The following is a 26,445-nucleotide window of genomic DNA, read 5'->3' on the forward strand; positions in this document are numbered from 1 at the left end:
CCTCCACCTCACCGCCCTCAACAGCTGAGTGCGAGCACGCCTACAAGCAGCACCGAAGTCAACCCCCGAAGGATTTACGACGCAGACCACTAAGCAGGCAGGCGGCATGCAGCCACGCTCCCGGCCGCATAGGGAATCCATTGCTCCGTAATCGCGGATTCCCGCCGCCCGCGCCGGAATTCCATGGATTCCGGCGCCCATTCCGCGCGGAAAGAAAAAGGAAAGGGCATTCAGGGGTGTCGGGGGCGCCTCGGGGTGGCCCCTACGTGTGCCTGTGGACCCGTACTCCATCTGTAGTACCCGGCAGTCCGTTCTCAGGTACGACGACGTGCACGGCCCGCCGAGGCATGGTGGAGGTATGAAGGGCTTCGGGACGGACCGGCGAGGGGTGACGTGAGCTCGCTGGTGATGTCGGTGCTGCTGTGTCTGGTGTCCGCTCTCTGCTACGCGGGCGCCGCCATCGTGCAGGAGCGTGTCGCCACCACCAGCGCGGGTGGGGCCTGCGGTCCGCTGCGCCACCCGAGCTGGTGGGGTGCCGTGGGGCTGACCGGAGTGGGTGCCGGGCTGCACGTGCTGGCCCTGGCCTACGGCCCGCTCAGCCTCGTGCAGCCGCTGGGCGCGCTCACGATCGTCTTCGCCCTGCCGATGGCCGCGGTGTTCGCCCGCAGGCCTGTCGGCGCCGTCGGCTGGCGCGGCGCGCTGCTTGCCACCGGAGGGCTGGTCGCGCTGCTGACGCTGACCGGGCCCCCGCGCACCGAGTTCCTCGACGACGGGGCGAGACCCGTGCTCGCCGCCGCGGGGCTCGGCGCCGTCGTCGTCCTCATGGTCGCCGCGCGCTGGGTGCACCGCCCGGCCGCGCGGGGCGTGGTGCTGGCCTCCGCGGCCGGTGTCGCGTTCGGCCTGGGCTCCGTCTTCACCAAGGCCGCCGCCGAGGACTGGACCTCGCACGAGACCGGCTCCCTGCCGCTGGTGCTGGTCGGCGTCGTGGTCTTCGCCTCGGCCGGACTGCTGCTCTCCCAGACCTCCTACCGCGGCGCCGGCCTCGCCGCCCCGCTCGCCACGCTCACCGTCGTCAACCCCGCGGTCGCCGCCGCGATAGGGATAGCGGTGCTCGGCGAGGGCTTCCGCTACGGACCGGCCGGCGGGGTGCTGGCCGCGGTGGCCGGCGCGGTGGCCGCGAGTGGTGTGATCACGCTGACGGCGCGAGACGCGGAGCGCGCGCCCTCCGGCCCGGCCTCCCTGCCCGCGGCGCGCGGTCCCGTCCCGGAAGGGCCGGGACGCGCGGGCCACGGGCCTTCGGGTGCGACCCCGTCGCGGCTGTGGCGGGCCGCCCCGGGCTCCGGCCGGGCCGGCTTCGCCGCGTGCGGCCGCGACCGGCGGCCCGCGGCGCATTCGAGCTCGTCCGCGGGGGACTGAGCCCCGCCGGTCTACAGATCCGCGGACGCCGTGCGCAGAGCCGTACGGCACAGCGCGTCCGCCGCCCGCGTCGTCTCCGGCAGCCGGAAGTCACGTGCCAGCCGCAGGGTGAACCCGCAGGCGTGGTCGAGGCTCACCCGGTGGCCGACCGACACGAAGACCGGCTTCACACCGGCCCGGGTGCGCACGGCGCGGCCCACCTCCTCGTCGCCGTCCAGCAGCGGCGAGGTGTCACCGCGCAGCGGCCCCGGTTCGGCGTGGCGGAAGGTGAAGGGGTTCTTGGCGACGCCGATCGTCGGCAGGTCCGTCAGGACGCCGAGGTGGCTCGCCAGGCCGAAGCGGCGCGGGTGCGCGAGCCCGTAGCCGTCGCAGACCACCAGCCCGGGGGTGACCGGCAGCCGGTCCAGCACGGCCAGGACGGTGGGGATCTCACGGAAGGCGAGCAGCCCGGGGACGTACGGGAAGGCGACGCGGCCGACCGCCGTGGCCTCGGCCACGACCTCCAGGGTGCCGCTGTCGAGCGCGACGGCCGCCGCGGCGACGAGGTCCCGCTCGTCGTCGTAGGCGACGTCCACGCCGACGGCGATCAGAGGCGAGTCGGGGGAGGGGCCCGGCTCGTCCCGCACCACCCGGCCCCGCAACTCGTCCTGGACGGCGGCCGCTTCCGCCTCGGTCGTGGGCCAGCCCGCGGGCGGCTCGTCAGGTGTGTCGCTCATGGTGGGCCTCACGCTACCGGCCGGGTGTGCCGAGGCGTCGGCGGGGCCGCGAGCGTAGCCTGTGGATCATGTTCGTACTTGAGCTGACCTACATCGCGCCGATCGAGCGTATCGACGCCGCCCTCGCCGAGCACGTCGCCTGGCTCGACGCGCACTACGCCTCGGGCGTCTTCATCGCCTCCGGGCGCAAGGTCCCGCGCGACGGCGGGGTCATCATCGCCCTCGGCGACGACCGGGCGAAGATCGAGGAGATCACGCAGAGCGACCCGTTCACCGTCGCGGGGGTGTGCGAATACTCGATCACGGAGTTCATCGCGACGAAGACGGCGCCGCCGCTGGAGACCTACCGCCAGGAGCTGCCGTCCTGAACAGTCAAAGATTCATCCTTTTGGCCCATGGCGGGTGGCTGTAAGGGCGATCCCCCGGCCCGGGGGCCGCTCATAACGTGAATGCATGACCCCCATAACCCTGCCTTCGCCCCCCGACCGCCCTCCCGCCCTCCGGCGGGGCCGCCGCCACGGGTGGCTGCTGGCCGGGCTCTGCGGGCTGTGGATGGCCGAGGGGCGGCTGCTGAGCCGGGGTGCCTCGTACTCCGGCCCGGCAGGGGGGCACCACGCGCATCTGGTGGTCTGGTGCGCCGGTCTGCTGGTCGCCGCGTGCGTCCTGCCCTGGGCCCCGCTCGCCGTCCGCGCGGTGGCGGCCGCCACCGTCTCCTGGTCGGCGACCGGCTATCTGCTGACCGTCGGGGCGCACATGCCCGTGTGGGGGCTGACCGAGGGCGCGGCGCTGCTCGTCCTGCTGGCGCTGGTCGCCTGGCGGACGCCCGTGCGGGCCGGCGTGCCGCTGGGGATCGCCCTGTCCGCCGGCGTGCTCGCGGCGCCCGTACGGGACGCCGACGCGCTGAGCACCACCGTGGTCGCCTACTCCCTCGTCGTGGCCGGGGTCGCCGCGCTGGGGCTGTGCCTGCGCTACCGCGACGTCGAGCGCGCCAGGGCCGTGGCCGCCGCCCGGGAGGCCGAACGGCTGGAGCTGGCGGGAGAGTTGCACGACTTCGTCTCGCACCACGTCGCCGCGATGACCCTGCTGGCGAAGGCCACCGGCTCGCTGGCCAGGGACGAACGGGTCGCGGCCTCGCTGCGGGACATCGAGGAGGCGGGCGGCGAGGCGATGACCACCGCCAGGCGGCTGCTGCGCGTGCTCCACCAGGACGAGGCCCACCGGGAGCCGCTGCCCGGCCTGGACCGGATCGCGGAGCTGGTCGACGACTTCTCCCGCGCGAGCGGCGCCCCGCGCGCCTCCCTGCACGTCGACCCCTGTTTCGACGCCGGGCTGGCACCCGAACTGGCCGCCTCCGTCCACCGCATCGTCACCGAGGCCCTGGCCAACGTCACCAAGCACAGCCCCGGCGCCTCGTCCGTGGAGGTGGAGCTCCGGGACGCGGGCCCACGCCTGTTCGTCTCCGTGCGCGACGACGGCCGCGGCCCGCAGCACACCCGCCGCACGCCCGAGGACAGCGGCGGGCTGGGGCTGGTGAGCCTCACCGAGCGGGCCGACGCGATCGGCGGCTCGCTGACCGCGGGGCCGGTGCCGGGCGGGGGCTGGGAAGTGCTCGCCGTGCTGCCGGTCCAGCACTGACCACAAGGGGGCCGCAAGAGGGGGTGACGCAGGTCACATCGGATTCGTGCGGCTGACGTATTCGATCCGCCGTCTCTCCAGAAGAAGCAGAGAGAGGCACGGACCCGCACCACCCCATACCGACCGCAAGGGAGCACGCGTTGTCCACCGTCATCGACCAGGCTGTCCAGGCACGGCTGATCGCATCGGCCCCGAAGGACCGCGCCGTTCCCGCGCAGCTCCGTTACGTGCCCTCCGACCCCTTCGCGGTGCATATCGCGTTTCCTCCCGTGGCGTCCCTCGACGGGGCGGACGTGGCATGGGCCTTCGCGCGCGAACTCCTGGCGTGCGGGCTCATCTCCCCGGCGGGCGGAGGCGACGTGCACATCTGGCCGTGCGGCCCGGACCGCACCGTGCTGGAGTTCCACGCCCCCGAGGGGATCGCGATGGTCCAGATCGCCACGGCCGAACTCCGCCGCTTCCTGGCCCGCTCCTACGCCCTCGTCCCTGCCGGCGCGGAAGCCGCGCGCCTCGATCTGGACGCGGACCTGACGGCACTCCTGCGGGAGGCGTAGCCCGCCCGCCCGCGCGGTCCGGGCCCGGCTACGGCGCTACGTAGGCCACCCAGTCCGTGCCGCGCAGCGGGTGGGGCCGCCAGCCGCGCGCGTACGGCGGCAGATAGCCGTCGCCCGGGTCGTAGAGCACGGCCATCGGCTCCCGCGCGGCGGCGCGCTCCAGCGCCGCCGTCGTGGTCGACCGGTTGTTGCCCATCGTCTGCGCGGACGCGCACCCCGCCTCGTACGCGATCGGCTGCGCCCGTGGCCCGCTGACCAGGCACGGCGCCCGCAGGCCCAGTCGCTCCAGGCCGTCCGCGGCGCGGCGGTAGCGCACGGTGGTGTCCCGCGCGTCCGCCGTGTTCGCCCGCAACTCCCCGAGCTGGACGGCGAGGTGCGCCGCCAGCACCGCGCACAGCAGCGCGGCCGCGCCGGTACGGGCCCGGCCGCCGCGCACGGACCGGAGCGCCTGGGCCGCGAGACCGGCCACCGGCAGCGCGGCCAGCGCGTACGTGGGCAGCAGGAAGCGCGGTGCGGAGTAGTCCAGCAGGAGCAGATAGGGCACGGCGAGCGACAGCGCGCAGGCGACGGGCAGCAGGGTCACGGCCCTGTGGTGGCGGGCCCGCAGCGCCAGTGCGCAGGCCGCGGCGAGGAGGACGGGGAGCAGCAGCCACCACAGCGAGTGGGTGAGCGGCGGCGCGGCGATGCGGCAGGGGCGGCAGAGCAGCGGCCCGCCGAGCCCGCGGTACGCCGCGGACAGCCCGCCGCCGAGGTGGGCGCCCATGCCGCCCTCGGTGTCGCTGGAGATGTCGAGCCGCCGGGTGATCCCGCCGAAGCGGACGTACGCCTCGACCGCCCACTGCGCCCCGCCCAGCGCGAGCCCGCCGAGGACGGCCGCCACGGTGCCGGGGCGCCGCCGGGCGGGCACGGCGGCGCAGACCGCGAGCAGCGGCAGGGCGAGCCAGACACCGTCCGGCGCGCGGAAGAGGGTGGCCGCGGCCAGCGAGAGGGCGAGGCCGGTGAGGGCCCGGCGGCGGCCGCCGTCACGGGCGCGCAGGAACCAGCCGACGGCCGCGACGGCCGTCAGCGCGACCCAGAGGTTCGGCATGACCTGCGGGCCGCTGAGCACGGTGATCCACAGGCTGCCGAAGAGCGCGGCCGCGAGCGCGGGCCGCAGCCGCCCGAGCAGCGGCTCCCACACCTTGAACGCCCCGTACAGCGCCGCCGACGACAGCAGCACGAGCACCACGCGCAGGGCGAGCGGGGAGGACGTCGCGGCGACGAAGGGGGCGACGAGGAAGGTGATGCCCCGGGAGCGGGGGGCGCTGAAGAACGCGGCGGGGTGTCGGGGGTCGACCTGGGAGAGATAGACGGTCTCGTCCCAGCCGAGGTTCATGTGCGCGACGGCGAAGCAGAGTTGGGCGAGGCCGTAGAGAAGCGCGACGGCGGCGAGCGGCGGGATCCGCGCGGGCGCCCGGCCCTCGGGTGCCGGCCGGGCCGGAAGGAGGGGGCCGGGCAGCCGAGGGGGCGCCGTCGGCGCGCGGTCGGAGTGCCGTTCCGTGGGGGCCATGCCCCCTTCTACCGTATCTACGGCCGCTGTTGCCCCGCCTTCGCGGCGGCCGCCCGCCCGGCCGACGCGGCGATCTCCGCCTCCGCCGCCGCGCGGTCGGCCCAGCGCGCTCCACTGTCGACGGATTTGCCGGGTTCGAGCTCTTTGTAGACCTCGAAGAAGTGCTGGATCTCCAGCCGGTCGTACTCGGGCAAGTGCCGCAGATCTCTCATGTGTTCATGGCGTGGATCGTTCGCGGGCACGCACAGCACCTTGTCGTCCTCGCCCTGCTCGTCCCTCATCCGGTACATCCCGATCGCGCGGCACCGGATGACCACCCCGGGGAAGGTCGGCTCACCGGCGAGCACCAGGGCGTCGAGGGGCTCGCCGTCCGCGCCGAGGGTCTCCTCGATGAAGCCGTAGTCCGCGGGGTAGCGGGTGGAGGTGAACAGCAGCCGGTCCAGCCGGATCCGGCCGCGCTCGTGGTCCATCTCGTATTTGTTGCGGCTGCCTTGCGGGATCTCCACGACGACGTCGAAGTCCACGGGTGCCCTTCCCTTTGGCGGTCGGCTGCCTTCCATGGTGGCGCGGTACGGGTGCGCCGGGAAGGTGTCCGCCTTGCCGGGGGACGGGCAGGACGGGCTTGATCCGGCCGACGGCGGGTACAGATCCCCCGCCTGCCGTGAAGACGGTGAAAGGGGATCCGCATGCCGCTGCCCGTGCCCCTTCGCGGGGTCGTGCCTCCGCTCTGCACGCCGCTCACACCCGGCGGCGACGTGGACGTCCGCTCGCTCGGCGCGCTCGTGGAGCACGTGCTGGGGGCCGGCGTCGACGCCGTGTTCGCGCTGGGTTCCAGCGGGGAGGCCGCCTTCCTCGCCGACGACCGGCGCGGCACGGCGCTGCGGGCCGTCGTCGAGGCGGTCGGCGGACGGGTGCCCGTGCTCGCGGGGGCCATCGACATGACGACGGCCCGCGTCCAGGCGCACGCCCGCGTCGCGGCGGCCCTCGGCGCGGACGCGCTCGTCGTCACCGCCCCCTTCTACGCGGGCGCCCACCCCGCCGAGACCGCCGACCACTTCCGCCGGGTCCGGGCCGCCACGGACCTGCCGCTGATCGCGTACGACATCCCGCCCGCCGTCCACAACAAGCTCACCCCCGCCGTGCTCCTCCCGCTCGTGGAGGACGGCACGATCGCCGGGCTGAAGGACAGCAGCGGCGACCTCGTCGCCCTGCGCGGGCTGCTCGTCGCCCTGCGCGGGCGCGGCCTCGACCGGAGCTTCGGCGTGCTGACCGGATCCGAACTCGCCGCCGATGCCGCCCTGCTGGCGGGGGCCCACGGCGTCGTGCCGGGGCTGGGCAACGTGGACCCCGCGGGGTACGTACGGCTGTACGCGCACGCGCGAGCGGGCCGCTGGCGCGAGGCGGCGGCCGAGCAGGACCGGCTGGCGGCGCTGTTCGCGCTCGCGGAGACGGGCGATCCGGCGGCGATGAGCGGCGGCTCGTCCGCGCTCGCCGGCTTCAAGACGGCGCTCCACCTGCTCGGCGTCGTCGCCTGCCCGGCGACGGCCGCGCACCCGGACCCCCTGCCGGAGCCGTCCGTGCGGACAGTGCGCCGACTCCTCGAAGAGGCCGGCCTGCTGTGACCGGTCCGCGGGTTAGGCCGTGTCCGGCGGATCTTGGTCAGTCTGCGGGCCGTCTGCCGCCTGCGGCGGGAACGCCCTTGGGGGTCCCCCCGGACGGAGTCTGGGGGAGTGTCCTCAAACTCCCCCGGCTAACGCTGGGAGGTGCCCCCACGGGCTGAATTGCTCACCCGCATCAGCCACATCCAGCCTGTCCGGCGCTTGAGGACACCGCCGCGCAGCGGTGGTGCACAGACGACGCCACCCGCAGCACCGACCACAAGATCCGCCGGACAGGCCCTAGCGTGGGGCACACCCGACCCACCCTTCCCGGAGGCACCCATGGCCACGACTCCAGCACCCCTCAAGGCGCGGGCGAAGGTCCGTGCGTTCGCGCTCGGGCTCCCGGGGACCGTGGAGGAGTTCCCCTGGGAGGAGGATGCCGTGATCAAGGTCAACAAGAAGATCTTCGTCTTCCTGGGATCCGAGGGGAACACCGAGACGCCCGGCATCGGCGTCAAGCTCAAGGACGAGGAGGCGCACGGCCACGCCCTCGCCGTGCCCGGCGCCGCGCCCATGGGCTACGGACTGGGGCGGTCGGGCTGGGTGTCGGTCCCGCTGACCGGCGGGGACGTACCGGTCGATCTGCTCTGCGACTGGGTCGAGGAGAGCTACCGGACGATCGCCCCCAAGAAGCTCGTCGCCCAGCTCGACGCGGGCTGAGCCGAGGCCCTCGGCGGACTCCCTGCGGGACTCACCCGGTCAGTGCCGCGTGCAGGGGGGCCAGCAGGGAGACGTCGTCGGTCGTGACGGTGAGGTGGGTGGCACCGGCGGACCGCCAGGCGTCGGCGAGGGAGCGCCAGGTCGCCGTCCGGCCGGGGTCGGGGCGGAGGCGGGCCTCGATGCCGAAGGCGGTTGCATCGCGGCCCGCTTCGGTGACCGCCGTACGCAGCTCGGTGATGAGACCGGCGGCGCGGTTGACCCGGTTGGCGAGCAGGGCGGACATGGTGAAGCCGTCGGCGAGGGCGGCGATCCGGCGCAGCGAACGGGGTCTGCCGCCGGTGCGCAGGGTGCCGCCGCCCATCCAGAGGGGAACGGGGCGCGGCCGCGGGGTGAGGGTGACTCCGGAGAACGCGACGTGTTCGCCGGCGTAGTGCGCTTCCGGTTCCGTCCACAGCAGGCGCAGCGCGCGGACCTGTTCCTCGAAGAGGGCTCCGCGGGTCTCCCGGGCGACGCCGAGGGCGGCGGACTCCGCGGGGTCGGACCCGATGGCGACGCCCAGCCGTAGCCGGTCCCCGCTGAGGAAGGCCAGTTGCGCGGCCTGCTTGGCGGCGAGCACCACCGGGCGGTGCGGCAGGATCGTCATCGCGGTGGCCAGCTCGATCCGGGTCGTCACCGCTGCCAGGAACGCCACCAGCGTCAGGCTCTCGTAGGCGGGTTCGGTGGACACCAGGTGTTCCGGGACGGACAGGTGGTCGTACCCCAGCCCTTCCGCGGTCACCGCGAACTCGCGGAGAGCGGCGGGGGAGAGGGACGTCGGGACGGTGCAGCCGAGGCGCAGGGTCATTTACGGAAGGTCCCGGGGTCGGCGGCGGAGATGAAGACCGCGCGCGGGCGTTCGGCGGGCAGGAGCCGGGAGTTGAGGATGTGCCGCACGGCCTTCTCCCCGCCGGGCACGGGGTCGGTGACCGACAGGTGCACGTCGAGCACCTGCGTACCGCCTTCGTCCACCACCTTGGGCACGCAGTGCACCACCCCCGGGATGGCGTGCGCGGCCTGCCTGACCGTGTTCAGCGAGACCTTCTCACCGCGCAGCACCACGAAGTCCGACAGCCGCCCGTGGAAGGTCAGATAGCCGTCGTCGATCGAGAAGGCGTCCCCCGTGGCGACGGTCCGCGGTCCCACCAGGACCCGCCTGCTGCGCTGCCCGACCCGCCGCAGCAGCACGGTGTCCGACTCGACGAGCAGTTCGCCCACCCCGTCGCGCGCCTCGCGCAGCGACGGGGTGGGCGAACTGCTCGCCGAGACGGCGAACATGCTGCGCAGGAACACGCCGGGCTCATGGTCGAGCACCCGGTCGATGAACAGCCGGGGGTGGCGTCCGCGCACCAGGGCGGCGATCGCCGAGGTGCCCAGCGGACGGGGTGCGCGGTCCGCCGCGGGTGCGGGAGCGGAGGGTGCTGCTTTCGTCTGCTGCATCGGGGACGATTCCTCTCAAGGCGTGTCGCAGCGGTGTCGGCAGCGGCACCGGGCGACGGGTGTCGGGGTCGACGGCGGCGTAGACGAGGTGGCCGGACACCAGCGGGGTACGGGCGCCGTCCCCCTCCTCGCGCAGCAGGCTCACCGCGAGCGTGAACCAGGCCGCGCCGACGTGCTCGACCCGGGTGTCTCCCACGACCACGTCGCGGTGCACGGCGCTGTTGAGGTAGGTCACCTGGAGTTCGGCGGCGACCAGGTCGACGCCCGCCGCGGTGAAGGCGGTCAGGCCGGCGCCGTACGCCTCCAGATGCTCCGTGCCCGCGGTCTCGATCAGCGAGGTGTAGCGGGAGAAGTGCACGATCCCGGTCGCGTCGGTGTCGACGTGCTCGACCCGGGTACGGAACGCCGTGCTCACCGCCGGGGAGTTCACCGCAGGGCCCGGGCGCCCGCCGCCACCCGCTCCACGACCTCGTCGGCCAGCGCCTGTTCGGTGTTGAGCGGCAGCACGATCCGCAGGGTGGGGTGGACGTAGCGCCGTCCGCCGGACCGCTTTCCCGCGCCCGCCATGAACTCCGCGTACACCTCGGCCTCGATCAGCGCCGTGCGCAGCGCGCCGATCCGGGCCGCCGCGGCGGCGGTCAGCTCCACGCCGAGCATGAACCCGGTCCCGCGGACCTCCGTGAACACGTCCGGGAGGCCGCCCACCAGGATGGTGTCGAGCTGCTTGGCCAGGTGCGCGCCGACCTCGGCCGACCGGCGCAGCAGCCCTTCGGCCTCGATGTGCTCGATCCCGTCACGGATCACCGCGCAGGCCGAAGGCCGCAGGTCGGAGGTGGAGACGGCACCGGACGCGCGGACGGTCAGCGCCCGCCGGGCGATCACCATCGACGTGGACACCGCGCCCATGCCCAGGTACTTGCCGATGACGGTGATGTCGGTGGGCACCGGCCCGTCCGCGTCCCGCATGGCGAAGTACCTGCCGGTCTTGGCGAAGGTCAGCACCTCGTCGGCGACGAGCAGGACGCCGTCGGCCGCGCACCTCTGAGACAGCCCGCGCAGATAGCCGGGCGGGGGCTCGATGATGCCCGCGTCGCCCTGGACCGGCTCGACCACCACGGCCAGGAGCCGGGCACCGAGCGCGGTGAAGGCCTCCTCCAGGGCGGCGGGGTCACCGAACGGGATGTGCTCGACCCGGACGCCGTACGGGCCGGTGGTCTCCGGCGCCGGCAGCCCGGCCTGGTAGTGCCTGCGGTTGAGCAGCTGCACCAGTCCGCCGGTCCAGCCGTGCCAGGCGCCCTGGAAGGCCAGGACGGTGTCGCGCCGCTCCTTGCCCGGGCGGTGCTTCAGCCGCCGGGCGTCGAACCGGGACTCCAGCACGAGCCGCAGCGCCAGCTCGTTGCCCTCCGAGCCCGAGTTGCGCCCGCTGACGTGGTACTGCCCGTCGGGGAAATGGTCGGTCCACAGTCCGCCGGGGCCGAAGAGCCGGTCGAGCCCTGGAACCGGCTGCTGGTCGTCAACGGGCACTTCGAGAACGAGCCCTTCCTCTTCGAGGCCCTCGACGAGGTGAGCGGGCGGCCGGCGGCCGCGGGCAAGGAGTTCATCGCGCTGAGCTGGTGGAGCCTGGTCGACATGGACTGGCTGGCCGCGCGGGTGCCGTACTTCCCGGGGTGGCACGCCGAGCACGCGGGGCTCACCGAGACCAGCCTGATGCTCTACCTCCGTCCGGACCTGGTCTCGCCCGAGCGGCCCGACCACACCGAACCGCCGCGCCCGGGGATCTACCTGCACCCCGTCGACGTGGACGTCACGACCAACCAGGGTGTCCTGTCCAGCACTTCGGGGGCCACCGCCGCCCTGGGCGAGGAACTGTTCTGGCACGTGGTCGCGGCCGCGGTCGAGCTGGTGTCCAAGGGCAACGGACTGCTGCGGGAAGACCGAGGGGACCGAGGAGAGGGGCCATGACCGTACCCACCGTCTGCGTGAGCAACGCCGTCGACACCCTGCGGGACTTCGCCGTCCGCGCCGACGGCGTCGACGAGTTGCTGTCGGAGTGCTGGGCCCAGCAGGACCAGGCGCTGTTCTGGGGACCGCTGCCCAAGATGATCATCACCTACGAGCCGATCGCCGACCTGGCATGGCAACGGGAGTTCCTGGAGCTCGACGGCGTGGTGAACCTCAGCCCGGCCGGGAGGACCGGCTCGCTGTTCGCCGACGCGCTCGCCGACCCGGAGCTGATGGCCGCCGTGGTCGCCTACGCGGGGCCGGAGCGCAGGATCCGGCTGGTCCCGCACACCACCACCGCCGGCCTGTGGCGGTTCGCCGAGGCACTGCGGACCGGACACGGCATCGAGGTCGAGCTGCCGGAGAGCACACCGCGACAGGACCTGCGCGACCGGTTCGACACCAAGACCGGCCTGCGCGACCTGGCCACCGACCTCGGCATGACCGACGGGCCCTGCCGCGTCCCGGGCGGCGTGCACTGCGCCGGGAGCGAAGAGATCCCGGCGGCGGTGCGGAAGATGCTCGCGACGGGAAAGCCCTGCATCGTCAAGGCGGACCGGGGCGAGGCGAGCATCGGCCTGCTCATCTTCCGGCCCGGCGACGACGACATCGACGAGCGCCTGGCCGCCAGCCCGTTCTACGGCGAGGACCCGGTGGTGGTCGAGGAGTTCATCGAGGGGGACATCGCGTTCCCGTCGGTGGAGTACATGGTGCCCGAGCACGGCGCGCCCCACCTGTGCTACACGACCGACATGCTCTTCGAGGGGGAGACCCACCTGCGCGGCAACGTCACCGCGCGGGAGCTGCGGGGCGAGTGGTGGTACGAGCCGCTGACCGAGGGCGGGCGGCGGCTGGCCGAGGAGATGCAACGGCGCGGCTACCGCGGGCACTTCGGCATCGACGCGATCGCCCGCGACGGCATCGTCCACATGCACGACCTCAACGCCCGCCGCACCGGGTCGACCCACGTGCACGAGTTCGGCGACCAGCTCATCGGTCCCGGTTACCTCGCCACGCACGCGGTCGGCAACTACGACTTCTACGGGCTCCCGGCCGGACTGGAGCTGGGGGAAGTGCTGCGGCTGCTCGGGCAGCTCGTGGCCTCGCCGCGGCACGCCGACCGGGGGGTGGTCCCGACCGAACTGACCGATCTGCACACTGGAAGACTGAGTTGCATGTTCTTCGCACCGAGCCTGGCAGAGCTCCATGATCTGATCGTCAAGGCCAGAGCGGCTCTGGGCCCCGGCCTGTGACCAGCACGCTGTCCGGTGTCGCGACGGCCCGGCGCTGGGTGGTGCTGGCCGTGGTGCTGCTGTGCTTCCTGCCCGCCGCCCTGGACGTCACCATCCTGACCATCGCCGTGCCCACCCTGGCCGACGAACTGCACGCCTCCCCGGCCCAGTTGCTGTGGATCGTGGACGTGTACTCGCTCCTCATGGTCGGACTGGTGCTGGTCACCGGGCCGTTGGGCGACCGCATCGGGCACAAGCGGCTGCTGATGGCCGGGCTGGTGGTGTTCGGCGCGGCCCCGGCCCTGTGCGCGACGGCATCGGGACCGCTGGCCCTGGTCGGGTCCCGGGCCGTGCTGGCGGCCGGCTCGGCGATGATCATCCCGGCCACGCTGGCGCTCATCCGGCAGACCTTCGACAGCGGCCGCGACCACGCGGTGGCCATCGGGGCGTGGAGTGCGGTGGCGGCCGGCGCGTCGGCGCTGGGACCGGTGGCGGGCGGCTTCCTGCTCCACCACTTCTGGTGGGGCTCGACGTTCCTGGTCAACCTGCCGGTGGTGGCGGTGGCCCTGCCCGCCGTGGCCCTGCTGCTGAACAACGAGGTCGAGTCCGAGCGGCAGCCCTGGGAGGCCACGTCGCCGGTCCTCTCGGTCGTGGGACTGCTGGGCAGCGCCTACGCCATCATCGCCGTCACCCACGACGGCGTCGGACCGGCGGAGATCCTGCTGCCGGGCGCGCTCGGGCTGACCGCCCTGGTCCTGTTCGTACGGCGGCAGCGGCGGGCGAAGCACCCGATGCTGGACCTCTCCCTGTTCCGGCTGCCCCTGCTGCGCGCGGGCGTGGTGGCCTCGGTGCTGCCGGTACTGGTGATGGTCGGGTTCGAGTTGCAGCTGGTGCAGTACCTCCAGTTCGCCAAGGGGCTGTCGGCCGCGGACGCCGCGCTGTATCTGCTGCCGATGCCGGTGGCCGCGGTGGTGGCGGGGCTGGCGGGCGGGCCGATCGTCGACCGCACGGGACCGCGTGCCGGCGTGCCCGCGGGCCTGCTGCTCGCGGCGGTGGGGTACGCCCTGGTCGCGTCCGGCACGGCGGTCCCGTGCGGCCTGGCGCTGATCGGCCTCGGTCAGGGGCTGGTTCAGACGGTCGCCTCGAACCTGATCATGGTCACCGCGCCCCCCGAGCAGGCGGGCGCGGCGGCGGGGATCGAATCCGTCTCCTACGAGGTCGGCGCCGGGCTCGGCATCGCCGTCTTCGGCACGGTCACCACGGTGGCCTACCGCCTGCTCCTCCCCGAGGGCACGTCGTCGACGCCGCTGACGGCGGGCGACTCCCCGGAGACGGCCCAGGTGCTCACGGACGCGTTCCACACGATCACATGGCTCGCGGCCGCTCTCACCCTGGTCACGGTCTTCCTGGCCACCCCGAGGCGCGGAACGCACGCGTGAGGGCCGGGGCGGTGCTCGCCGCGATAACCCGTTGGCGGACCACGGTGGCCACTGCTACTTTTCCGGAGGCCGTGCGAGAGAACGAGGAGGTGGTACCCGTGAACGCAGTATCGACATGGGTGCTCCCCTCCGGGGTCACGGTCGGGCGACAGGTCGTCCGGGAGCGCCGTCTTTGAGCACTCCCGAAAGGCACGACCATGCAATTCACTTCCGAACAGCGTCTCGACGACGGCGTCCTCGAGCGCGAATTCACCCTCGGCGAGATCCCCGGCACCCTGTGGACGCCTGACTCCGCCGCCCCGGCGCCGCTGATCCTGATGGCCCACAACAACGGCCTGCCCAGGCGGGAACCGCGGCTGGTGGCCCGGGCCCGGCTGTCCGCGGCGTACGGCTACGCGGTGGCCACCATCGACGCCGCCGGGTGCGGCGACCGGCCCCGTTCCACCGCCGACGAACAGGCCCGCGCCGACCTCCGCCGGGCGATGCGGACAGGCGAGCCGGTCGACGAGATCTTCGAGTCCCTCGTCGGCCCGCTGGTCGAAAAGGCGGTCCCGGAATGGCGGGCCACCCTGGACGCCCTCCTCGCGCTGCCCGGGATCGGCGGCCCGGTCGGGTACTCGGGGTGGACCGCCCTCGGCATCCGCCTCGCGGCGGTCGAGCCGCGCATCGCGGCCGCCGGTCTCTTCGCCGGGGGTTACGTCCCCCGCGCCCGGCGCGAGGAGGCCCGGCAGGTCACCATTCCGCTGCTGTTCCTGCTGCAGTGGGACGACGAGGGGAACCCCCGGCAGCGGGCCCTGGACCTGTTCGACGCCTTCGGCAGCAAGGAGAAGACGCTGCACGCCAATCCGGGCGGGCACCTCGGCACCCCGTGGTTCGAGAGGGAGGACGGGGACCGGTTCTTCGGCCGGCACCTGAAGTAGAGGCCGGGCCGTCGGGCCGGCAGCAGCCGACAGGCGCTGCCGACCCGACGGTCGGGGCAGGAACAGCATGAGAACCGTCAAGTGTTGGCGGACGAACGGCGGTTCGTCTCATCACGCTGTTCTCCGGGCCGGACAGAGGCCGCCATCGGCCGGGGCTTGTGGAAACTGGAACCCGTTCTTAACATCACGAGTGTTACAGCACTTGTGTCATAGGACTGGGGTCTGGATGGCAGAGACAGCGAACGGTCCGCTCACCGGCGTCCGTGTGGTCGAGCTCGCGGGGATCGGGCCCGCCCCCTTCGCCGCCATGCTGCTGGCCGACCTCGGCGCCGACGTCGTCCGCGTCGACCGTCCCGACGGCCCCGGGCTGCACATCGACCCCCGCCACGACCTCACCAACCGCAACAAGCGCTCGGTGATCGTGGACCTCAAGTCCGCGGCCGGCCCCCCGGCCGTCCTCGATCTCGTCGAGCGCGCCGACGTCCTCCTGGAGGGCTTCCGGCCCGGCGTCGCCGAGCGGCTCGGCATCGGCCCCGAGGTCTGCCACGCCCGCAACCCCCGCCTCGTCTACGGCCGGATGACCGGCTGGGGCCAGGAGGGGCCGCTCGCCGACACCGCCGGGCACGACATCGCGTACATCGCCGTCACCGGCGCCCTCGGCCTGGCCGGGCCCGCGGGCGGCCCGCCGTACGCCCCCGCCAACCTCCTCGGCGACTTCGCCGGCGGCTCCCTCTATCTCGTCATCGGCGTCCTCGCCGCCCTCCAGCACGCCCGCGCCACCAGCACCGGCCAGGTCGTCGACGCCGCCATCGTCGACGGCACCGCCCACCTGACCGCCCTCGTGCACGGCATGCTCGCCGCGGGCGCCTGGCAGGACCGGCGCGGCGCCAACCTCCTCGACGGGGGCGCGCCCTTCTACGGCACGTACGAGACGGCCGACGGCGGCCACATGGCGGTGGGGGCGCTGGAGAAGCGCTTCTACGCGGAGTTCCTCGACCGCCTCGGCCTCACGGGCGAGGCGCCCGACCGCGACGACCCCGCCCGGTGGGAGGCGCTGCGCGACGCCGTCGCCGTACGCTTCAAGCAGCGCACCCGTGCCGAGTGGACGGAGGTCTTCGCGCACTCGGACGCCTGCGTCGCGCCCGTCCTCTCCCTCCGGGAGGCCCCCGCCCATCCGCACCTCGCCGCCCGCGGCACCTTCGTCGAGCACGGCGGCCTCACCCAGCCCGCCCCCGCCCCGCGCTTCTCCGCCACCCCCGGCTCCGTACGCCGCCCGCCGGCCCGGCCGGGCGCGGACACCGCCGAGGTGGCGCGCGAGTGGGACGTCCCCAGCCTCGCCCCCCACCGGAAGGGCCAGCACCGATGAAGCGTCAGATCTTCACCGCCGACCACGAGGCGTTCCGTCAGGTGGTGCGGACCTTCCTCGCCAAGGAGGTCGTGCCGCACCACGCGCGGTGGGAGCGGGACGGCATCGTCCCGCGCGAGGCGTGGCTGGCGGCCGGGCGGCAGGGGCTGCTCGGCCTGGCCGTGCCCGAGGAGTACGGCGGCGGGGGCACCACCGACTTCCGCCACAGCGCCGTGCTCACCGAGGAGTTCGCCCGCGCGGGCGCCGCCGGACTCGCGGTCGGGCTGCACAACGACGTCATCGGGCCCTACCTCACCTCGCTCGCCACCGACGGGCAGAAGCGGCGCTGGCTGCCGGGCTTCTGCTCCGGCGAGATCATCACGGCCGTCGCGATGACCGAACCGGGCGCGGGCTCGGACCTCCAGGGCATCCGCACCACGGCCGAGGACCGCGGCGACCACTGGCTGCTCAACGGCTCCAAGACCTTCATCTCCAACGGGATCCTCGCCGACCTCGTCATCGTCGTCGCGCGGACGACCCCGCAGGGCGGGGCGAAGGGCCTCAGCCTCCTCGTGGCCGAGCGGGGCATGCCCGGCTTCGAGCGCGGCCGCAACCTCGACAAGATCGGCCAGAAGGCCCAGGACACCGCGGAACTCTTCTTCCAGGACGTGCGGATCCCCAAGGAGAACCTCCTGGGCGACCTGCACGGCGCCTTCGGCCACCTGATGACCAACCTCGCCCAGGAGCGCATGACCATCGCCGTCGCAGGGATCGCGGCCGCCGAGCACCTCCTGGAGCTCACCACCCGCTACGTCAAGGAGCGCGAGGCGTTCGGCCGGCCGCTCGCCAGGCTCCAGCACGTCCGCTTCGAGATTGCCGAGATGGCCACCGAATGCGCCGTCACCCGCGCGTTCGTGGACCGCTGCATCACCGACCACACCGCCGGCGAGCTCGACGCCGTCCACGCCTCCATGGCCAAATGGTGGGCGACCGAGCTCCAGAAGCGCGTCGCCGACCGCTGTCTGCAACTGCACGGCGGATACGGCTATATGACCGAGTACCCCGTCGCCAAGGCGTTCACCGACGGCCGGATCCAGACGATCTACGGTGGGACGACCGAGATCATGAAGGAGATCATCGGCCGCTCCCTGCTCGCCTGACCGCCGACGCCCCCTTTGAAAGGCATACGACCGTGACCACCGAAGCGTACGTGTACGACGCGATCCGCACCCCGCGCGGCCGCGGGAAGGCCAACGGAGCCCTGCACGGCACCAAGCCCGTCGACCTCGTCGTCGGCCTCATCCACGAACTGCGGCGGCGGTTCCCCGGCCTCGACCCGGCCGCCGTCGACGACATCGTGCTCGGCGTCGTCAGCCCCCTCGGTGACCAGGGCTCCGACATCGCCAAGGTCGCCGCCATCGCCGCCGGGCTCCCCGACACCGTCGCGGGCGTCCAGGAGAACCGCTTCTGTGCCTCGGGCCTGGAAGCCGTCAACCTCGCCGCCGCCAAGGTCCGCTCCGGCTGGGAGGACCTCGTGCTCGCCGGTGGTGTCGAGTCGATGTCGCGGGTGCCCATGGGCTCGGACGGCGGTGCCTGGTTCGCCGACCCGATGACCAACTTCGAGGTCAATTTCGTGCCGCAGGGCATCGGCGCCGACCTCATCGCGACCCTGGGCGGCTTCTCCCGCCACGACGTCGACGTCTTCGCCTCCCGCTCGCAGGAGCGCGCGGCCCAGGCGTGGAAGGAGGGCCGCTTCGACCGCTCCGTGGTGCCCGTACGCGACCGCAACGGCCTCGTCGTCCTCGACCGCGACGAGCACGTCCGCCCCGGCACCACCCCCGAGACCCTCGCGGGCCTCAAGCCCTCCTTCGCCACGATCGGCGAGCAGGGCGGCTTCGACGCCGTGGCGCTGCAGAAGTACCACTGGGTGGAGAAGATCGACCACGTGCACCACGCGGGCAACTCCTCCGGGATCGTCGACGGCGCCGCGCTCGTGGCCATCGGCAACCGCGAGACCGGCGAGCGGTACGGGCTCACGCCCCGCGCCCGCATCGTCTCCGCGGCAGTGTCCGGCGCCGACCCCACCATCATGCTCACCGGCCCCGCGCCCGCCTGCCGCAAGGCCCTCGCCAAGGCCGGGCTGACCGTGGACGACATCGACCTGGTCGAGATGAACGAGGCGTTCGCCGCGGTCGTGCTGCGCTTCGCCCAGGACATGGACGTCAGCCTGGACAAGATCAATGTCAACGGCGGGGCGATCGCGCTCGGGCACCCGCTGGGGGCGACCGGGGCGATGCTGCTCGGGACGGTCGTCGACGAGCTGGAGCGGACCGGCGGGCGGTACGGACTGGTGACGCTCTGCGTGGGGGGTGGCATGGGGATCGCCACGGTCGTCGAGCGGCTGTAGGCGGGCCGGCCGAGCCGCTCCGCACCCACCGCGTCAACCACCCGAGCCTTATGGAGAACACCCAGATGAGCCTGCCCGACACCATCCGCTGGGAGCGCGGCGACGACGGCATCGTCACCCTGGTCCTCGACGACCCCGCGCAGTCCGCCAACACCATGAACGCCGCCTTCAAGGCGTCCCTCACCGCGGCCGCCGACCGGCTGGAGGCCGAGAAGGAGTCCGTGCGGGGCGTCGTCATCACCTCCGCGAAGAAGACCTTCTTCGCGGGCGGCGACCTCAAGGACATGATCAAGGTCGGGCCCGAGGACGCCCAGCAGGTCTTCGAGACGTCCATGGCCATCAAGCGCGACCTCCGCCGGATCGAGACCCTCGGCGTGCCCGTCGTCGCGGCCGTCAACGGCGCGGCCCTCGGCGGCGGTTACGAGATCGCCCTCGCCTGCCACCACCGCGTCGCCCTCGACGCCCCGCACGTGAAGATCGGCCTGCCCGAGGTCACCCTCGGCCTCCTCCCGGCGGCCGGTGGCGTCACCCGCACCGTACGGCTCCTCGGCATCACCGACGCCCTGCTCAAGGTGCTGCTCCAGGGCACCCGCCACAGCGCGCGGCGCGCCCTCGACGCGGGCCTGGTCCACGAGGTCGCCGCCACCGGCGAGGAACTGCTGGCCAAGGCCCGCGCCTTCATCGACGCGCACCCCGAGTCCCGGCAGCCCTGGGACGAGAAGGGCTACCGCGTCCCGGGCGGCACCCCGGCCAGCCCGCGCTTCGCCGCCAATCTCCCGGCCTTCCCGGCCACCCTCAAGAAGCAGCTCGGCGGCGCCCCTTACCCCGCGCCGCGCAACATCCTCGCGGCCGCCGTCGAGGGCTCACAGGTCGACTTCGAGAACGCGCAGGTCATCGAGGCCCGCTACTTCACGGAGCTGGTCACGGGACAGACCGCCAAGAACATGATCCAGGCGTTCTTCTTCGACCTCCAGGCCGTCAACTCCGGCGCCAGCCGCCCGGCGGACGTCGCACCCCGCAAGGTCACGAAGGCCGCCGTCCTCGGCGCCGGCATGATGGGCGCGGGCATCGCCTACGCCTGCGCCAAGGCGGGCATCGAGGTCGTGCTCAAGGACGTCTCCCGGGAAGCGGCGGAGAAGGGCAAGGCCTACTCCGCGGGCCTGCTGGCGAAGGCGCTGGCCAAGGGGCGGACGACCGAGGCCGAACGGGACGCGCTGCTCGCCCGGATCACCCCCACCGCCGACCCGCGGGACCTCGCGGGCTGTGACGCCGTCATCGAGGCGGTGTTCGAGGACCCGTCCCTCAAGCACAAGGTCTTCCAGGAGGTCCAGCACGTCGTCGCGCCCGACGCGCTGCTGTGCTCCAACACCTCCACCCTGCCGATCACCCTGCTGGCCGGAGGCGTCGAGCGGCCCGCAGACTTCGTCGGCCTGCACTTCTTCTCGCCCGTCGACAAGATGCCGCTGGTGGAGATCATCAAGGGGGAGCGGACCGGGGACGAGGCGCTGGCCCGCGCGTTCGATCTCGTCCAGCAGATCCGCAAGACGCCGATCGTCGTCAACGACTCGCGCGGCTTCTTCACCTCACGGGTGATCGGCCGGTTCATCAACGAGGGTGTGGCGATGGTCGGCGAGGGCATCGACCCTGCCTCCGTCGAACAGGCCGCGGCCCAGGCCGGCTACCCCGCCAAGGTGCTCACCTTGATGGACGAGCTCACCTTCACGCTCCCGCGCAGGATCCGGGAGGAGACCCGGCGCGCGGTCGAGGAGGCGGGCGGCACCTGGACCCCGCACCCGGCGGACGCCGTGCTCGACCGGATGCTGGACGAGTTCGGCCGCACCGGGCGCAGCGGCGGCGCGGGCTTCTACGACTACGTGGACGGCAAGCGGGCCGGCCTGTGGCCGGGGGTGCGCGAGCACTTCACGCGGGCGGACGCATCGATTCCGTTCGAGGACATGAAGGAGCGGATGCTTTTCGCCGAGGCGCTGGACACGGTGCGCTGCCTGGAGGAGGGCGTCCTGACGTCGGTGGCCGACGCGAACATCGGGTCGATCCTGGGGATCGGTTTCCCTGGGTGGACGGGGGGTGCGCTCCAGTACATCAACGGGTATGAGGGCGGGCCCGCCGGGTTTGTGCGCAGGGCGCGGGTCTTGCAGGCGGCGTACGGGGAGCGGTTCGCGCCGTCGCGCTTGCTTCTGGAGAAGGCGGAGCGGGGGGAGCGGTTCGTTTAGGGGGTTCCTTTTCCCCAGCCCCGCCCCTTCCCGAAACTGGGGGCAAGCCCCCAGACCCCCTATTCAGCCTGTCCGGCGTTTGAGGACAACGCGGCGAAGCCGTGTTGCGGGGTCTGGGGCGTAGCCCCAGTTTCGGGAAGGGGCGGGGTAGGGGAACAAAGCGCCGCAGGCGCCAACCGACCCGCACCCTGGGGGAACAAGCCGCCAACTAGCCCGGCGAGTCCCCCGGTTCGTCAAGCCCCCGCAGTTCCGACCGCAGCGATCGCTGAAACGCCGTCACCAACGCCTGCACCACCAGCGGCTGCATATGCGCCGACAGAGACTTCATCGCCGCCACATCCGCCGGGTCCACCTCGTCCTGGAAGAGCCGCGTCAGCTCGCGCGCCGTCGCGCGGGCGTGGTCGAGCAGGATCGTGCGGGCGGCGACGAGTGCCTCGGGCGAGATCGGGACGTCCAGCAGTCGCATGCCGAGGGGCAGCAGGGCCACGTCGGCCCGGAAGGTGTCCTCGGTGGTGAGTGGTTCCAGGACGCCCATCGCGGTGAGCCGGTCGATGTCCTCCTCGGTGAAGGACCGGCCCGCCCGCCGCTCCAGCCGCGCGCGCGTCGTCTCCTGCGGCTTGTCCGGCGTCCACGAGGCCACCAGGGCGCGGTGGATGGCGAGGTCGTGCGGGCTGATCCCGTCGGGGAGCTGCCGCAGATAGCGTTCGATGGCGGCGAGGGTGAGGCCCTGGTGCTGGAGTTCCTCGATCAGGGCCAGCCGCGCGAGGTGCCCGGGGCCGTAGCGCCCGACCCGGCGGGGCCCGATCTCGGGCGGCGGCAGCAGGCCGCGGGTGCTGTAGAAGCGCACGGTGCGTACGGTCACGCCGGCGCGGGCGGCCAACTCGTCGACGGTGAGGCCGGTTTCCTCGGTGTCCGTGGCCATCGGCGGCGCCTCGCTCTCTGTTCCGCACCTCTGGGGTTCAACAGTATTGCTGTACCACCATTACTGTGAAGCTACGTCCGGTTCGCCGCCTGCTTGACGGTCTTGATCACCGGTGCCGTTTCGAGGTGGGTGATGGCCGGGAGTGCGGCGATCCGGGTGGTCAGGTACCGGTACAGCTCCCGTTGGTCCGCGCACACCACGCTCGCGTACAGGTTGGTCGGGCCGGTCGTGGCGGCGGCGAACGCGATCTCCGGGTGGCCGGCCAGCGCCCGGCCGGTCTCCTCCAGGTGCGCGGGGGCGACCGAGAGCCAGATCAGGGTCCGGGCGTGCACGCCGAACATGCGCCAGTCGACGTCGATGTCCAGATAGAGCAGGCCGTGTTCGCGCAGCTCCGTCATCCGGCGCCGGACCGTCGTCGGTGACCGGCCGGTCGCCGCGGCCAACTGCTCGAACCCGGTCCGGCCGTCGGTGGCGAGCAGGGCGAGGAGCTTGCGGTCACCGTCGTCGAGCCGCACCGGTCCCCGTCGGTGCGGCACCGGAGGCGGGCGCAGACGCTCGACCGCCTCCGCTTCCAGCGACCCGAGTTTTCCGGCCATGTTGTCCGGGCCGCCGTAGAAGACGTGCAGCACGGAGTGCGCGGTCACGCCCTCCACCCGCGGGGTGCGGGGGAGTTTGGCCAGCAGCAGTGCCTCGCTGTCCGCCTCGCTCTCCGTACGGACCACGCAGGTGATCTCGGTGCCGCCGGAGTTGAGGCTCACCCAGGACGTGTCGGGGCGTCCGGCCAGCGCCTCGGCGACCGGGAGCGACGCGGCCGGCGCACACCGCACCCGCAGGAACCACAGGACCGCGCCCAGCGCGGTCGGGTCGACCCCGCCCAGCACCCGTACGGCCCCGGCCGACCGCAACCGGGCGTACCGGCGGGCGACGGTGCGATCCGACACGCCGAGTACCCCGGCGATGGTGCTGAACGGGGCCCGGCCGTCGATCTGCAGGGCGTGCACGAGCCGACGGTCCAGCTCGTCGTAGTCGGATTCCACCGGTCCGAGGCTATCCGGTGTCAAGTACCAACGGAATCAGGCCGGTTTCTGGCCCGGGCGGCCCGGCCGACGGAGCGTTGCTCCTGTCCTGACCGACAGTCAGAGGAGAGTCCATGGACACCGATGTGCTCGTCGTCGGCGCCGGCCCGACCGGAATGACACTGGCCAACGAGCTGCTGCTGACAGGGGCGTCGACCGTGCTGGTCGACAAGCTGTCGCGGCGCAGCGACCTGTCCAAGGCGGGCGGCGTGCAGTCCCGCACACTGGAGGCGCTCGACCAACGAGGGCTGCTGGAGCCGCTGCTCGCCACCGGAGACCACCCCGTCACCAGCGGCCACTTCGCCGGCATCCCGCTCCCGCTGCCCTCCGCCCGGCACCGTCTGCCGTGGCGGTCCGTGCCGCAGGTGGCCATCGAGGCGTTCTTCGAGCGGCACCTCGCCGCGCACGGCCTCCACGCCCGGCGGGACCACGAACTGACCGGCCTCGCCCAGGACGGGAACGGGGTCACCGCGACCTTCGCCGACGGCTCCACCCTCCGCTCCCGTTACCTCGTCGCCGCCGACGGCGCCCACAGCACCGTACGGTCGCTGCTCCGCGCCGGGTTCCCCGGTCAGCCCGGTACGACGACGATCGTCGCCGCCGACGTGCGGCTGGGCGGCGGCGATCCGTCCGCGTCGCACACCTGGAACGAGGACGGGCACTGGGCCGCGCTGTTCCCGCTCGGCACCGATCCGCGGGGCAGGCGGCTGCGCAGGCTGGTCCTCGGCGGGCCGGGCCGGTCGCTGCCGAGGGAGACCCCGGTGACCGAGGAGGAGATCCGCCACGGGCTGAGCACCGTGTTCGGATCGCGGGTGCGCCTGCTCGAACTGCGCTACGCCCGCCGTATCACCAACGCGTCCCGGCAGGCCGAGCGGTACCGGCACGGGCGGGTGTTCCTGGCGGGCGATGCCGCCCATGTCCACCTCCCGCTCGGCGCGCAGGGCATGAACACCGGGATGCAGGACGCGTTCAACCTCGGCTGGAAGCTCGCCGCCGCCGTGCACGGCTGGGCACCGGAGGACCTGCTCGACACGTATCACGCGGAACGGCATCCGGCCGGGGCCGCCGTACTGCGCAATGTCCGGGCGCAGAGCCTGCTCATGGACTGGACCGGCACCCGCGATCCGGATGTGCTGGCCGCCCGGGAGATCTTCACCGCCATGGCCCAACTGCCGGACGTCCAGCACCATCTCGCCGACCTGATGTCCGGGATGGCCGTCCGCTACCCGATGCCGGGCACAGCAACCCATCCGCTCGTCGGCCGGCCCGCACCGGATCCGGACCTCGGCCCGGCCCGGGTGCACGAACTGCTGCGGTCCGGGCGCGGCGTCCTGCTGGACCCGGCCGACACGTTCGCCAAGGTCGTCGGCCCCTGGTCGGACCGGGTGGAGCGGGTGGGCCAGGGCGCCGGCACCGAGCCGATGCTCATCCGGCCGGACGGCTACGTGTGCTGGGCCGGCACGGAGGACCTGGAACCGGCGCTCGGCCGCTGGTTCGGCGAGCCCCGCTGACATCCGCCGGCCGGGCCGTGAACGGTCACGGCCCGTCGTACCGCGGTGATCGCGGTGCGACGGGCCCTGCCGGTCGTGCGGGGATCAGTGCTGCGGGTGCGTGGCGGCCTGCGCCTCCCGGATCTTCTTCCAGGACTTCGGCTGGGCCGGGGCCTTGAGCGACTTCGCCGCCTTGGGCGCCGTGCCCGTGGAGTTCGGCGACACGGCCGGCTTGGAGGTGGCGAACAGCCAGGTGTCGAAGAGCTGCGCGAGCGGCTTGCCGGAGACCTTCTCGGCGAACGTCGTGAAGTCCTGCACCGAGGCGTTGCCGTACTTGTTCGCGGCCGTCCACCCCTGGAGGATCTCGAAGAACGTCTTGTCGCCGACCTTGGTGCGCAGCGCCTGGAGCGCGAGCGCCCCCCGGTCGTAGACGGCGCGGTCGAACTGCTTGTCCGCGCCCGGGTCGCCCGGCTTGACCGTCCAGAAGGCGTTGTCGGCGGGCACGCCGTTGTAGATGTAGTCGGCGAGCTCCTGGGTGGTGCCCTCGCCCTCCTTCTCCGACCACAGCCACTGGGCGTAGGTGGCGAAGCCCTCGTTGATCCAGATGTTGCGCCAGTCCTTCAGCGAGACGCTGTCGCCGAACCACTGGTGGGCCAGCTCGTGCACGATCAGCGAGGTGTTGGCGCCGTTGCTGAAGCTGCTGGGGCTGTAGTACGGCCGGGTCTGGGTCTCCAGCGCGTAGCCCGTCTTCACGTTGGCCACGTAGCCGCCGACCGCGGTGAAGGGGTACGGCCCGAAGAGCGAGCTCTCCCAGTCGATGATCTCGGGAGTGCGCTCGACGCTCGCCCGGACGGCGGGGCCGTTCTCGCCGAGGTCCTTGCTGTAGGCGTTGAGGACCGGCAGCCCGTTGGCGGTGGTGTCCCGCGTGATGTCGAACTTGCCCACCGCGAGCGTGGTGAGGTACGTCGCCTGCGGCCTGGCGGAGCGCCAGTTGTAGCGCGTCCAGCCGAGCTTGGAGCTCTGCGAGGTCAGGACGCCGTTGCTGACGGTCTGGTAGCCGTCCGGCACCGACACCGAGATGTCGTACGTGGCCTTGTCCGTCGGGTGGTCGTTGCTCGGGAACCACCAGGCCGCGCCCTCCGGCTCCTGCGCCACGACCGCGCCGTCCGGGGTGCGGTTCCAGGCGGTGAAGTCGCCGACCTTCACCTTGGAGGGGACGCCGCGGTAGCGGACGACCACGCTGATGTCCTTGCCCTTGGACAGGGCGGCGGACGGGGTGATCTCCAGCTTGTGGACGCCCGACCTGGCGAACGTGGCCTTCTTCCCGTTGACCAGGACCTCGTTCACGTCGAGCAGGAAGTCCAGGTCGAAGCGGGACAGGTCCTGGGTGGTGGTGGCGAGCAGGGTCGCCGTGCCCTCCAGCTCGTCCGTCTTCGGCTGGTACTTCAGCCTCAGGTCGTAGTGGGAGACGTGGTAACCGCCGTTCCCGGCGTCGGGGTAGTAGGAGTCCCCGACGCCCGGGGCGCCCGGCGTGGGCTCGGCGGCCGACGCGGGGACCGCCAGCAGCAGGCAGGCGGCGGCCGCGCCCGGAACGATGAGTCTGTGACGCACGAGTCACTCCAACTCGTAGAGGATAACGATCACTCGAAGCCTATGAACTCACTGTGGGGGAGGGTATGTCCATGGGGCGTCCGACATGGGATCGTCATGCGCCT

At 72.8% G+C, this 26,445-nt stretch carries 24 protein-coding genes; 15 read left to right on the forward strand and 9 right to left on the reverse strand.

The features are described 5' to 3' along the window. Window positions 1-393: 393 nt before the first annotated feature. A complete protein-coding gene (locus AB0435_RS06600; protein WP_366006493.1) occupies window positions 394-1,416 on the forward strand; it encodes a DMT family transporter in 1,023 nt (340 codons plus the stop codon). Window positions 1,417-1,427: 11 nt separating this feature from the next. On the opposite strand, the gene AB0435_RS06605 is transcribed toward AB0435_RS06600, so the two are convergent. Continuing rightward, on the reverse strand, window positions 1,428-2,132 hold the full coding sequence (locus tag AB0435_RS06605) for an endonuclease V (protein WP_366006492.1): 705 nt from the start codon (window positions 2,130-2,132) through the stop codon (window positions 1,428-1,430). Window positions 2,133-2,200: 68 nt separating this feature from the next. Here AB0435_RS06605 and AB0435_RS06610 point away from each other — a divergent pair, with 68 nt between their 5' ends. From AB0435_RS06610 to AB0435_RS06620, 3 genes are all read left to right on the forward strand, one after another. Further along, window positions 2,201-2,500, forward strand: a complete 300-nt coding sequence (locus AB0435_RS06610; protein ID WP_366006491.1) for a YciI family protein — start codon at window positions 2,201-2,203, stop codon at window positions 2,498-2,500. Between the two features lie 85 nt (window positions 2,501-2,585). Next, window positions 2,586-3,767 (forward strand): histidine kinase, encoded by a 1,182-nt coding sequence (locus AB0435_RS06615; protein WP_366426362.1) that lies wholly within the window; start codon window positions 2,586-2,588, stop codon window positions 3,765-3,767. Between the two features lie 140 nt (window positions 3,768-3,907). Next, the gene (locus AB0435_RS06620) at window positions 3,908-4,321 is read left to right on the forward strand and encodes an SsgA family sporulation/cell division regulator (RefSeq protein ID WP_366006489.1); all 414 of its coding nucleotides are present in this window, start codon (window positions 3,908-3,910) and stop codon (window positions 4,319-4,321) included. A gap of 28 nt (window positions 4,322-4,349) precedes the next feature. On the opposite strand, the gene AB0435_RS06625 is transcribed toward AB0435_RS06620, so the two are convergent. Together AB0435_RS06625 and AB0435_RS06630 are read right to left on the reverse strand one after the other, a co-directional pair. Then, window positions 4,350-5,870, reverse strand: a complete 1,521-nt coding sequence (locus AB0435_RS06625; protein WP_366426363.1) for a hypothetical protein — start codon at window positions 5,868-5,870, stop codon at window positions 4,350-4,352. Window positions 5,871-5,887: 17 nt separating this feature from the next. Then, window positions 5,888-6,394, reverse strand: coding sequence for an inorganic diphosphatase (locus tag AB0435_RS06630; RefSeq protein ID WP_366426364.1), 507 nt, complete (start codon window positions 6,392-6,394; stop codon window positions 5,888-5,890). Between the two features lie 162 nt (window positions 6,395-6,556). Between AB0435_RS06630 and AB0435_RS06635 the strand changes: the two genes are divergently transcribed. Next, on the forward strand, window positions 6,557-7,492 hold the full coding sequence (locus tag AB0435_RS06635; RefSeq protein ID WP_366006486.1) for a dihydrodipicolinate synthase family protein: 936 nt from the start codon (window positions 6,557-6,559) through the stop codon (window positions 7,490-7,492). 318 nt (window positions 7,493-7,810) lie between these two features. Further along, a complete protein-coding gene (locus AB0435_RS06640) occupies window positions 7,811-8,191 on the forward strand; it encodes an MmcQ/YjbR family DNA-binding protein (protein ID WP_366426365.1) in 381 nt (126 codons plus the stop codon). A 31-nt stretch (window positions 8,192-8,222) separates the two neighbouring features. Here AB0435_RS06640 and AB0435_RS06645 read toward each other — a convergent pair whose 3' ends face one another. The 3 genes from AB0435_RS06645 to AB0435_RS06655 all read right to left on the reverse strand — a co-directional run bounded on the left by AB0435_RS06645 (window position 8,223) and on the right by AB0435_RS06655 (window position 11,191). Further along, window positions 8,223-9,035 (reverse strand): TIGR03619 family F420-dependent LLM class oxidoreductase, encoded by an 813-nt coding sequence (locus tag AB0435_RS06645; RefSeq protein ID WP_366006484.1) that lies wholly within the window; start codon window positions 9,033-9,035, stop codon window positions 8,223-8,225. A 492-nt stretch (window positions 9,036-9,527) separates the two neighbouring features. After that, complete coding sequence (locus AB0435_RS06650) at window positions 9,528-10,082, reverse strand: thioesterase family protein (RefSeq protein ID WP_366006479.1); 555 nt, start codon at window positions 10,080-10,082, stop codon at window positions 9,528-9,530. A gap of 11 nt (window positions 10,083-10,093) precedes the next feature. Next, window positions 10,094-11,191 carry an aminotransferase class III-fold pyridoxal phosphate-dependent enzyme gene (locus AB0435_RS06655; RefSeq protein ID WP_366426366.1) on the reverse strand — a complete coding sequence of 366 codons (1,098 nt, stop codon included), beginning with the start codon at window positions 11,189-11,191 and terminating at the stop codon, window positions 10,094-10,096. Between AB0435_RS06655 and AB0435_RS06660 the strand changes: the two genes are divergently transcribed. From AB0435_RS06660 to AB0435_RS06695, 8 genes are all read left to right on the forward strand, one after another. Continuing rightward, the gene (locus AB0435_RS06660; RefSeq protein WP_366426367.1) at window positions 11,117-11,629 is read left to right on the forward strand and encodes a creatininase family protein; all 513 of its coding nucleotides are present in this window, start codon (window positions 11,117-11,119) and stop codon (window positions 11,627-11,629) included. The two genes, AB0435_RS06655 and AB0435_RS06660, sit on opposite strands and share 75 nt — an antisense overlap. After that, a complete protein-coding gene (locus AB0435_RS06665; RefSeq protein ID WP_366426368.1) occupies window positions 11,626-12,921 on the forward strand; it encodes an ATP-grasp domain-containing protein in 1,296 nt (431 codons plus the stop codon). Before AB0435_RS06660 ends, AB0435_RS06665 begins: the two co-directional genes overlap by 4 nt. Next, entirely contained in the window at window positions 12,918-14,339 is a 1,422-nt protein-coding gene (locus AB0435_RS06670; protein ID WP_366426369.1) for an MFS transporter, read from the forward strand. The genes AB0435_RS06665 and AB0435_RS06670 overlap by 4 nt, the downstream gene beginning before the upstream one ends. Window positions 14,340-14,536: 197 nt before the next feature. Further along, window positions 14,537-15,259, forward strand: coding sequence for an alpha/beta hydrolase (locus AB0435_RS06675; protein ID WP_366426370.1), 723 nt, complete (start codon window positions 14,537-14,539; stop codon window positions 15,257-15,259). Window positions 15,260-15,485: 226 nt separating this feature from the next. Beyond that, window positions 15,486-16,625, forward strand: a complete 1,140-nt coding sequence (locus tag AB0435_RS06680; RefSeq protein ID WP_366426371.1) for a CaiB/BaiF CoA-transferase family protein — start codon at window positions 15,486-15,488, stop codon at window positions 16,623-16,625. Continuing rightward, the gene (locus AB0435_RS06685) at window positions 16,622-17,764 is read left to right on the forward strand and encodes an acyl-CoA dehydrogenase family protein (protein ID WP_366006470.1); all 1,143 of its coding nucleotides are present in this window, start codon (window positions 16,622-16,624) and stop codon (window positions 17,762-17,764) included. The genes AB0435_RS06680 and AB0435_RS06685 overlap by 4 nt, the downstream gene beginning before the upstream one ends. A 32-nt stretch (window positions 17,765-17,796) precedes the next feature. Beyond that, a complete protein-coding gene (locus AB0435_RS06690) occupies window positions 17,797-19,011 on the forward strand; it encodes an acetyl-CoA C-acetyltransferase (RefSeq protein ID WP_366006469.1) in 1,215 nt (404 codons plus the stop codon). A gap of 65 nt (window positions 19,012-19,076) precedes the next feature. Then, window positions 19,077-21,242: a 3-hydroxyacyl-CoA dehydrogenase NAD-binding domain-containing protein gene (locus AB0435_RS06695; RefSeq protein ID WP_366006468.1), complete on the forward strand. Its 2,166-nt coding sequence runs from the start codon at window positions 19,077-19,079 to the stop codon at window positions 21,240-21,242. Between the two features lie 208 nt (window positions 21,243-21,450). Here the strand turns inward: AB0435_RS06695 and AB0435_RS06700 are convergent, their stop codons facing one another. Together AB0435_RS06700 and AB0435_RS06705 are read right to left on the reverse strand one after the other, a co-directional pair. Then, window positions 21,451-22,164 (reverse strand): MerR family transcriptional regulator, encoded by a 714-nt coding sequence (locus tag AB0435_RS06700; RefSeq protein ID WP_366426372.1) that lies wholly within the window; start codon window positions 22,162-22,164, stop codon window positions 21,451-21,453. A 71-nt stretch (window positions 22,165-22,235) separates the two neighbouring features. Then, a complete protein-coding gene (locus AB0435_RS06705; RefSeq protein ID WP_366426373.1) occupies window positions 22,236-23,201 on the reverse strand; it encodes an Lrp/AsnC family transcriptional regulator in 966 nt (321 codons plus the stop codon). A gap of 113 nt (window positions 23,202-23,314) precedes the next feature. Here AB0435_RS06705 and AB0435_RS06710 point away from each other — a divergent pair, with 113 nt between their 5' ends. Then, window positions 23,315-24,751, forward strand: a complete 1,437-nt coding sequence (locus tag AB0435_RS06710; protein ID WP_366426374.1) for an FAD-dependent monooxygenase — start codon at window positions 23,315-23,317, stop codon at window positions 24,749-24,751. An 84-nt stretch (window positions 24,752-24,835) separates the two neighbouring features. On the opposite strand, the gene AB0435_RS06715 is transcribed toward AB0435_RS06710, so the two are convergent. After that, window positions 24,836-26,341 carry a M1 family metallopeptidase gene (locus AB0435_RS06715; protein WP_366003878.1) on the reverse strand — a complete coding sequence of 502 codons (1,506 nt, stop codon included), beginning with the start codon at window positions 26,339-26,341 and terminating at the stop codon, window positions 24,836-24,838. Between the last annotated feature and the right edge of the window lie 104 nt (window positions 26,342-26,445).

Source organism: Streptomyces sp. NPDC051173 (assembly GCF_040689515.1).
Taxonomy (GTDB): domain Bacteria; phylum Actinomycetota; class Actinomycetes; order Streptomycetales; family Streptomycetaceae; genus Streptomyces.